The following is a 9767-nucleotide window of genomic DNA, read 5'->3' as shown; positions in this document are numbered from 1 at the left end:
ATAGGATTAACGACTCACAAGGTACCGGGCCTGTTTCTACATATAGACAATAGTGAAGCTAAAGCCGAACAACTAAGAATCGTATGGCAAATTAATTCGGAAATAAAAGTGGTATACACATTAAAAATCAACTATCTAACATTCGTGTTTCGTCTTTTTGTTTTTCTATTTTTTTGAATACAAAAAGAAAAAGTTTCAATAATCTTGCGTAAAGCAAGCCTATTGAAACCTTAGCTTAAGTATACGGTCTATTCTTTTTCAGAGTTATCTTCTGGTCTCATAGTTGGGAAAAGAAGAACATCTCTAATAGATGGTGCATCTGTCAACAGCATAACCAAACGATCAATGCCGATCCCCAACCCACCTGTTGGCGGCATACCATACTCCAAAGCCTCAATATAATCTTCATCAATACCTTCAGCTTCGTCATTACCTTCTTGACGTTCTTTAACTTGAGCTTCGAAACGCTGACGTTGATCAATTGGATCATTCAATTCAGTAAAGGCATTAGCAAATTCGTTTGTTAAAATATAAAATTCAAATCGATCAGTGAAACGTGGGTCCTCTGCATTTTTCTTTGCCAAAGGAGAAATTTCAACCGGATGACCATAAATGAAAGTTGGCTGTTCCAACTTAGGTTGAACAAGTTCCTCGAAGAATGCATTGATAATATGGCCTGTTTTCCACCATGGTTCGTAATGGATATGATGCTCATCAGCCAATTTCTTTGCATCATCATCATCCATTGGCTTCCAGAAATCAATCCCAGTATACTCTTTAATTGCATCAACCATGTGTTGACGCTTAAATGGCTTATCCAGATCAATTCTATGACCTTGATAAGTAATCATCCCATCATCGGTTACAGTCTTGGCAGCGGCCTTAAAAATGCCTTCTGTTTCATCCATAACATCGTGGAAATCATAGTAGGCAACGTATGATTCAAGCATCGTAAATTCCGGATTATGTCTGGTATCCATTCCTTCATTTCGGAAAACACGACCAATCTCATATACACGCTCCATGCCACCAACGATTAATCGTTTCAGGTGTAATTCAAGTGCGATTCGCAAGTACAAGTCAATGTTCAAAGCATTGTGATGGGTAATAAATGGACGAGCGTTGGCCCCCCCCGCTTGATTATGCAGCACTGGTGTTTCAACTTCCAAATAATCATGAGAATCCAAATAATTACGAATGGCTGTAATGATATGGCTTCGTTTATGGAAGCGATCAAAGCTATCCTGGTTCGAAATCAAATCAAGATAACGTTGACGATATTTTTGTTCCTTGTCCTGAAGTCCATGCCACTTGTCAGGCAATGGTCTGAGTGCTTTTGAAAGGAAAGTAACGGATTCAGCTCGAACGGTTAACTCACCCATATCGGTTTTAATAATCTGTCCCGAAATACCCAGGTGATCGCCAATGTCTGAGCGTTTGAAAATATGATAGATATCATCACCAACGATATCCTTGCGCACATAAATTTGAATTTTACCCGTACGATCTTTTAAATCAGCAAAACCAACTTTACCTTTACCACGTTTTGCCATCATCCGACCTGCAACAGTGACTTTCTTATTTAAATTCATCAAATCATCTTTGTCAGTTTTGTCGAACTCGTCGTGAAGCTGTGTAGCTAAATAGGTACGCTGGAACCGATGTCCAAAAGGATCGATTCCTTCCTTCCGCAATTCGTCCATCTTTTGCCGACGAACAATCATTTGATCATTCATTTCTTTATCTTTGGCCAATGTCAAACCTCCTACGATAATAAACTATTAATCATGATACCACAAAACGGCTTCCTTTATTGGGCCATTTGTTGATGACGTGCCTGTCTTTGGGCATTCTTTTCCAAGAATTGATCAAAAATATCATCCATTGCCTGTTCACCATCTGCATTAACCAATGCAACCTTGGTCCTTGCAGAATGAGAAATACCTTTTAAGTAATAACCGGCCTGCCCACGAAATTCATGTGAACCAACGTGATCACCCTTAAGTTCTACAAGGCGATGCAAGTGTTCTTTTGCTGTTGCGATCTTTTTTTCAGGGGTCGGTTCCGGTAAAATATCTCCAGTTTCCAAATAATGTTCAACCTGACTGAGGACCCACGGATTTCCTTCAACAGCTCGTCCCATCATGACAGCATCAGCGCCCACATCCTCCAACATCTTTTTTGCATCCTGTGGGGTTCTGACATCCCCATTCCCCATAAAAGGAATGTGTAATTGACCAGCAACTTGTTTAAGAATATCCCAGTTTGCATGTCCCATATACATTTGTTTACGGGTCCGCCCATGCATTGCAAGATCCGACGCACCGGCTCGCTCAGCAGCTAACGCATTTTCAACCGCGTAAATATGATCTTCATCCCAGCCGGTTCTCATCTTTACCGTCACCGGTTTTTTAACAGCATCGGTCACATATGAGACCATTTCATATACTTTTTTTGGATCAAGCAGCCATCGTGCTCCAGCGTCGGTCTTAACAACCTTGTTGACAGGACATCCCATATTAATATCAATAATGTCAGCAGCCGTATTTTGATCAACAAATTTAGCAGCTTGTACCAAAGTTTCTTTCGTTCCGCCAAAAATTTGAATGCTCATTGGATGTTCTCTAGGGTCCACGAACATCATATCAAGCGTTTTTTTGTTTTTATACATAATACCGCGATCTGAAATCATTTCGCAGACCACTAGTCCAGCACCAAACTCTTTACAAATAATTCTAAAAGCCGAGTTGGTTACACCTGCCATAGGCGCAACGACAACTTGGTTTGGAATTGTAATATCACCGATTTTCCATTCCATAACATTCACCTCAAAGCTCAATTCTCAATTTTCTTCAAAAGTCCGATAGCTATATTATCACATCTCGTCATAAATGAATAGTTCACAACCAATCAGAGAAATCATCTTTATAAAATTTAATTTGATAAAAAGCAACCAATGAGAACGACTATTTTGATTGGACTTTCTTTTGTTTTGCAACATCAATAATTGTCTTTAGTTCATCTTCATTATATCGATATTTTGATTGGCAAAAGTTACAAGTAACGTTGACACCTTTGTCCTCTGTCAACATTGTTTCCAATTGATCAACCGAAATACCGGAAAGATCCTTTGCAAATTTTTCTTTGGAGCAATCACAGTAAAACTCAACCGGCATCTGATCCAAAATGTGTAAATTACCCTTACCAAAAATCAAATCAAGAATCTCTTCCGGGGTTTGTTGATCCAACAATAATTCCGAAATCATCGGGATTTCCTTAATACGATTAATGACTTTGGTGATTGCTTCATCACTTGCACCGGGAAGTGTTTGAATCAGATAGCCGCCAGCCGCACCAATTGAATGATCATCATTAACAAACACTGAAACGCCAACAGCTGAGGGAATCTGTTCGGATTGAGCTAGGTAGAATGTAAAGTCATCACCAATTTCACCAGAGGCTAAAGGTACACTGCTTGTATAAGGCTCCTCATTTGCTGAAGCTCGAGTGACTTCCAAGAAACCATTAACGCCCACTGCCCTACTAACATCAATCTTATGATTGTCATTTAAAGGCAAATGAACATGAGGGTTTTGAATGTATCCTTTGACGTGACCTTTTGAATCACTATCGGCAACGATTCCGCCAACCGGGCCCTGCCCATTAATCTTAACCGTAATTGCTTCACCGCTTTTATCAACAGAAGCTGCCAACATAACGGATCCAATTAATGTTCTCCCTAATGCAGCCGATGACGCACTCCAGGTATCATGATCTTTTTGAGCTGTAGTCACAGTGTCTTTTGCATTAACTGCATAAGCACGAAACATGCCATCGGTTGTTGTTGCCTTTACCAAATAATCTTTCATAAACTATCTCTCCGTTCGTTCATAATAAAAACGAGTTTAGAGGCGAAATCGCCCTAAACTCATCTTTAATAAATCGTCTACTTACTATCATCATGATGATCATCCTGATTGGACTGATCACTATTTTGTTTTTGATCATTGCTTGAAACATCATCGGGCTTTTCAATTTTGTCGGAATCATTATTCGACTTGTTACTTTCGGATTGATCTTCGGAAGTTTCATTGCCCGTATGTTGTTTTTCAAGTTCAGCCTGACGTTCGGCCTCTTTACGTTCCAACTCACGTTTAGCTTCTTCAAAAGTTGCCGCACGTTCGCTAGGAAATTCACTTGTCTTTGAGTTTTCAGGCATTTCACCTGTATTCCAAAGAGATAGAATTTGCTTTTCGTCAAGTGTTTCATACTTCAACAATGCTTGAGCAATTAACTTATGCTTATCACGGTGTTCGCCAATAATCTTTTTAGCCGATGCATAAGCTTCGTTAGTCAATCGACGAATTTCTTCATCAACAGCAGCGGCAGTCTCTTGAGAATAACGAGGCCCATAAGTATCTTGAGCCGGGTTTTCAAGCTGCACATTGCCCAACCGCTCACTCATTCCATACTGGGTAACCATTGCCCGAGCAATATTAGTTGCTTGCTCAAAGTCATTTGAAGCCCCAGAAGATTGAGAGTTAAAGACAAGTTCTTCAGCAGCACGACCACCCATCAAACCGGCAATCTGCTCCATTGCATCTCGCTTGGACATTAATTGTTGATCCTCACGCGGTAGCATAATCGCATAACCGCCAGCTCGACCACGCGGCACAATTGTAACCTTGTGGACAACCCGAGCATCATTAAGAACCAAGCCAACAACTGTATGACCGGCTTCATGATAAGCAACCGTTTCCCGTTCTTCCTTCGAGATAACCCGATTTCGTTTAGCAGGACCGGCAATAACTCGATCTTCAGCCTCATCAATGTCACTAGCATCAATCTTGGTTTTGTTACGTCGAGCAGCCAATAGTGCAGCTTCGTTAAGCAGGTTAGCCAGATCGGCACCCACAAAACCAGGCGTTTGTTTGGCAATTTCGTGAAGATCAACATCGTTTGCAAATGGTTTATTCTTAGAATGAACCTTTAAGATTGCTTCACGACCATTGATATCCGGACGTCCAACCAAAATCTTTCGATCAAAACGACCTGGACGGGTCAAAGCTGGATCCAAAACATCTGCACGGTTGGTAGCTGCAATGACAATGACACCTTCATTGCCACTAAATCCATCCATTTCAACCAGTAATTGGTTCAAAGTCTGCTCACGTTCATCGTGTCCGCCACCCATTCCAGCACCTCGGCGACGACCGACAGCATCAATTTCATCAATAAAGATAATGGCAGGGGCAGCCTTCTTGGCTTGATCAAACAAGTCGCGGACACGGCTGGCACCAACACCAACAAACATTTCAACGAAATCAGAACCGGAAATTGAATAGAATGGGACACCTGCTTCACCGGCAACCGCTTTAGCAAGCAGTGTTTTACCTGTACCAGGAGGTCCCTCTAGTAAAACACCATGTGGAATAGTTGCACCCAGGGTTGTGAATTTACGCGGATCTTTCAAGAACTCAACAACTTCAACAAGTTCTTGCTTTTCCTCTTCCTCACCGGCAACGTCTGAGAAACGAACCTTGTTTTGCTTACTGTCGGCTGGCTTGGCTTTGGACTTACCAAAGTTCATCACTCTGCCGTTTCCACCGCCCTGACCGCCTGCACGGCCCATCATCATATAGAAGAACCAAACAAACAGTAACAGTGGCAAGACATAAACTAATAAGTTTACCCAAAAACCACTTGATTCTTCAGGCTTTGCATTCATCTTAATATCATTAGACTGCGCAGCCTTGGTGATTTCAGCAATTGAGGAGTTATTCTCAAGAACGGTTGTCGTGAATTTAGTGACATTCTTTGATTGGCTTTGATTGCCACCAACCAAGAAACCACTATTCACTTTAGCCCTTTGACCTTGTCGATACTGGCCAGTGATCTTGTAAACACCGCCTGAAGGCTGAATTGAAAAGCTTTTTACTTTGTCACTCTTCAAGTCCTTAACAAATTGGCTTGATTGTACTTCCTGAGACTGTGTATTTGTACTACTTCCATTGAAAAAGTAGATAACACCCATTATCAGTAAGAAAATGACAATGTAAAATAGACTATTTTTAAAAAGCCCATTTTTATTTGAGTTCATCAACGTCCTCCTCAAAAAAATTATTCATGTTGATAGTCAAAATACTACCACAATTGACTATTTTTGACCATTAATTGTTTGTATAAATCTCTGGTTTTAAAACACCAATGTAAGGTAGGTTCCGATACTTTTCATCATAATCAAGACCATACCCAACCACAAACTCGTTTGGAACCTCAAAACCAATGAAATCCGAGTTTGCTTCCAATTGTCTGCCAGCAGGTTTATCAAGCAATGTACATACCTTAATAGAACGAGCACCACGCTTGGTTAAATTATCCATCAAGAATTTTAATGTCCGTCCAGTATCAACGATATCTTCAATGATCAAGACATCCCGACCGGAAACATCAGTCGAAATATCTGTCACAAGATCAACCTTTCCCGAAGATTGCGTCGTACCATGATAACTTGATACATCAATAAAATCAATTTCCATGTAAGTATCGGCCTGACGAACGATATCCGACATGAAAAAAGTGGCACCTTTTAATACCCCAATAACAACCGGCACCTTGTCAGCATAGACTTTTTGAATCTGCTTTCCAAGCCTTTTGCAGGCTTCGTCAATTTGCTCGGTACTATAAAGAACTTTTAAGATGTCGTTATTCATTGTCAATTCCTTTTCTTTCTGAAGTTGATTGTTTTTGGTCCTCGATCAAATAAAACGCTTTTCCCAAATTTTCGGAAAAAAAGGCACTTTTCAAACCGGGGACCGCTAGGATTTCGTTTTGAGATGTCATCAAGACATTGGTATCTAAACGATCTTCTTGCGGAATTTTCGCATTAATCAAGACGCGACTCACTTTTTGATGACCACCATTTTTCAGTCTCAGTCGATCTCCATTACGCCAATGCCGGATAATTAATGGAAAATCTTTTTCTGATAAATGGAATGTGGTAGTCTTATAATTCCCCAAAATTTTCGTTGTAAAAACGCCAAACCTTGATCCGTCCTTTAACGAATACCATCGGTCTAATATTACCATAAATTGCCCGTCATTTTTAGGTTTTATAATATGATTGTCGATTTTTTTTACAATCGTTAATTTTTGATAGCTCTTTATAAATAGCCACCCGTTCGGTAAAGAAAGTGCCCCTTGCGGCTTTGCGGTATTTGTCATTAATCGATAGATTTCCTCGAATTGATTTAGCGGTATATTTTGAATCTTTAGTTTTTTTTCAATCAAAAATTTAACCAAGCTTATCTGAACATCATCTGAATAAGATGTCATTAATTTTCTGCTCAAAGTGAGCTGACGCCCTGGTTTGAACGAAGAAAGAATTTCTTCCGCAGCTGGTCGCATCAATTCTTGATTAACCTCAATTAATGTTTTCAACTGCTTTGAATAGTCCACAAAGTGTCTAAGCATTCGAGGATTTTCTTGCTTCATTTTGGGCACGATTTGATGTCGAAACCGATTTCTTTGAATGGTCAGATCCAGATTTGTCTCATCCTCAAACCATTTGATATGCACTGAGGATGCAAATTGATGAATCTCTTTTTTACTGAAGTGAAGTAACGGCCGAACAACACTTCCAAATGAAGTTGGCCGTTGTTCAGCAATCCCGATTAATGACTCAACTTGTCCACCACGAACCAATTTCATTAACATTGTCTCTGCCAAATCATCTCCGTGATGCGCCGTTAATAAGACCGTTGCTTGATTTTCTTTCAAAACGCGCCGAAAAAAACGATAACGAAACTCGCGCGCGGCTGCCTCAATTCCGTGTTGGGGATGTTGCTTACGATTCCATACTGCTTGAACAAGCTTTAGGTGATGATCAGAACAATATTGCTGAATAAAGACCGTTTCCCGTTTGCTTTGTTCCCGTAAACAATGATCAACATAAGCCACAATGATCTGTGGTGAACGTTGATCCAAATGTTCCAATAGATAAAGAAGCGTCATTGAATCAATCCCCGTCGAAACCGCAACCACAACAGGCTGATCCGTCTTCCACCAATTATTTTGAAGAATCATTTGTTTGAATTTTTGCTGTAAACTCACTGATTTATAATAACCTTTCTTGTAGGACACAGAACTTATCAATTCAAAATAAAAAGCCGAACTCAAAACCAGTTCTGGTCTTGCTCCAGCTTTTCAACTATTAAAAATCAATCACTCATTTTAACTTCGACGACCACCACGACCGCCACGCTTACCCTCCGTGTTTTTACGAAGCGTAGCAAGACGATCCTCGCTTTGTTTAAGAAAGCCTGACATCAAATCATCAAAGCTTTCTGGATGATTTCCAGAATGATTACCGCGATTACTGCTAGAATGGTTGCCTCTGGAATGATGACCGTGGTTCTCATGATAATCATGAGAATTTTCATGCTCATGTTCATTGTGGTGTGAATAATTGCCATGACTTGATTCGTGATCCCCCTCATGGCTTGACGAATCCGTTGCTTTTCGAATTGAAAGACTAATTTTATTATTTCCTTCAATTTTCAAAACTTTGACGGTCACTTCATCGCCAACTTTCAAAACATCATGAATATCTTTAACAAATCCGTCAGAAACTTCGCTGATATGAACTAGGCCAGTTCGATGATCACCTAAATCAATAAATGCACCAAAATTTGTAATTCCGGAAACTTTACCGTTAACTTTTTCCCCAACTTCAATTGCCATTAAAAAAATTGTTCCTCCTATTAGTTCTAAGTACAACTAGTATAGCATATATAGTTTTACAACGGGAAAACAAATTAAAGATTAATGAAGTTTACCTTAATTCTGTTTTATTTCCCCAACACAAGTAAACCACAACTTTTCTTTTCCAGCGAGAATTTTGATACAAAAAAAGTTGAGGTATAACCATCAATCAACCTCAGCCTTTTTCGTATCTTATTCAATAATCAATTTTATTTAACCTATTCGTTTCCGTTATTAACATCTTTAGGCGCCTGGTTCGGGAAACTATAGACAGTTTCACCGGGCTTGGTATAGTAATACCGATCACGGATAAGCTGTTCAACATAATCTTTATCATTAAGTTGTGAAACCCGCGCAATTAACCGTTTATGATTAACCTGCTCTTTTTTTACCTTTTGCTTTTGCTTAGAAATTTGAACATTGACAGCCGCATAGTTAACCTTTGCCCTCACAATTTGAACAGCAAAGATTAATGCAAAAATCATAAAGACAGAAAAGATGATACAGGCCCGCTTTCTTCGTCGACGGCGAACAGAAAGAGACGCTTTCGTTGTCTGAAACTCAAGCTCGCGTTTTCTAGTATAATCATTTTCTAATTTTTTGATTTTCTGCTGTTGTTGCACCATGTTCAATCCCCCTGAATTAAAACACTTTCTAATTTTAGATTATAACAACAAAAGCGCGTTTGTCTATACAATTCAAGGGTTCTTAATAAATTTATTTATTCGTTTCTATAATCATGCTCATAATCTTCCGAAACAATCTCGTACATTTTTTGAGCGTCATCTTTCTTAGTTGTGTCTAAAAGCGCTTTTACCAAGATCGTCAGCGTCTTATTTCCAAACTTAATCACAATTGTGTCATTTGTACTGACATCCGAAGAAGATTTTGCAATTCGATCATTAATCGTAATACATCCTTTATCGGCAATTTCTTTTGCCACAGAGCGTCGCTTGATAATCCTGGAAACTTTTAAAAACTTATCAATTCTCATTTTTTCACCT

Annotated in this window: 9 protein-coding genes; all 9 read right to left on the bottom strand. The window is 39.5% G+C overall.

Going from position 1 to position 9767, the window contains the following annotated elements:
* Nucleotides 1-248 precede the first annotated feature (248 nt).
* Nucleotides 249-1754, bottom strand: a complete 1506-nt coding sequence (lysS, locus tag HMPREF0519_RS11855; RefSeq protein WP_003636550.1) for a lysine--tRNA ligase — start codon at nucleotides 1752-1754, stop codon at nucleotides 249-251.
* 56 nt (nucleotides 1755-1810) lie between these two features.
* Nucleotides 1811-2818 carry a tRNA dihydrouridine synthase DusB gene (dusB, locus tag HMPREF0519_RS11850; protein WP_003636548.1) on the bottom strand — a complete coding sequence of 336 codons (1008 nt, stop codon included), beginning with the start codon at nucleotides 2816-2818 and terminating at the stop codon, nucleotides 1811-1813.
* 148 nt (nucleotides 2819-2966) lie between these two features.
* Nucleotides 2967-3869 carry an Hsp33 family molecular chaperone HslO gene (hslO, locus tag HMPREF0519_RS11845; RefSeq protein WP_003636546.1) on the bottom strand — a complete coding sequence of 301 codons (903 nt, stop codon included), beginning with the start codon at nucleotides 3867-3869 and terminating at the stop codon, nucleotides 2967-2969.
* Nucleotides 3870-3946: 77 nt separating this feature from the next.
* Nucleotides 3947-6100, bottom strand: coding sequence for an ATP-dependent zinc metalloprotease FtsH (gene ftsH / locus HMPREF0519_RS11840; RefSeq protein ID WP_003636543.1), 2154 nt, complete (start codon nucleotides 6098-6100; stop codon nucleotides 3947-3949).
* A gap of 70 nt (nucleotides 6101-6170) precedes the next feature.
* Nucleotides 6171-6713: a hypoxanthine phosphoribosyltransferase gene (gene hpt, locus HMPREF0519_RS11835; protein ID WP_003636541.1), complete on the bottom strand. Its 543-nt coding sequence runs from the start codon at nucleotides 6711-6713 to the stop codon at nucleotides 6171-6173.
* On the bottom strand, nucleotides 6706-8112 hold the full coding sequence (gene tilS, locus HMPREF0519_RS11830) for a tRNA lysidine(34) synthetase TilS (protein ID WP_225428955.1): 1407 nt from the start codon (nucleotides 8110-8112) through the stop codon (nucleotides 6706-6708). The genes hpt and tilS overlap by 8 nt, the downstream gene beginning before the upstream one ends.
* A gap of 120 nt (nucleotides 8113-8232) precedes the next feature.
* Nucleotides 8233-8742: a S1 domain-containing RNA-binding protein gene (locus HMPREF0519_RS11825; protein WP_003561700.1), complete on the bottom strand. Its 510-nt coding sequence runs from the start codon at nucleotides 8740-8742 to the stop codon at nucleotides 8233-8235.
* Nucleotides 8743-8981: 239 nt separating this feature from the next.
* Entirely contained in the window at nucleotides 8982-9389 is a 408-nt protein-coding gene (locus HMPREF0519_RS11820) for an FtsB family cell division protein (protein ID WP_003561698.1), read from the bottom strand.
* Between the two features lie 95 nt (nucleotides 9390-9484).
* Nucleotides 9485-9757, bottom strand: coding sequence for an RNA-binding S4 domain-containing protein (locus HMPREF0519_RS11815; protein ID WP_003636537.1), 273 nt, complete (start codon nucleotides 9755-9757; stop codon nucleotides 9485-9487).
* Nucleotides 9758-9767 lie beyond the last annotated feature (10 nt).

This window comes from Lentilactobacillus hilgardii DSM 20176 = ATCC 8290 (assembly GCF_000159315.1).
Classification (GTDB): Bacteria; Bacillota; Bacilli; order Lactobacillales; family Lactobacillaceae; genus Lentilactobacillus; species Lentilactobacillus hilgardii.
The sequence above is the reverse complement of the archived record's forward strand: the minus strand, read 5'-3'. Positions and strand labels throughout refer to the sequence as shown.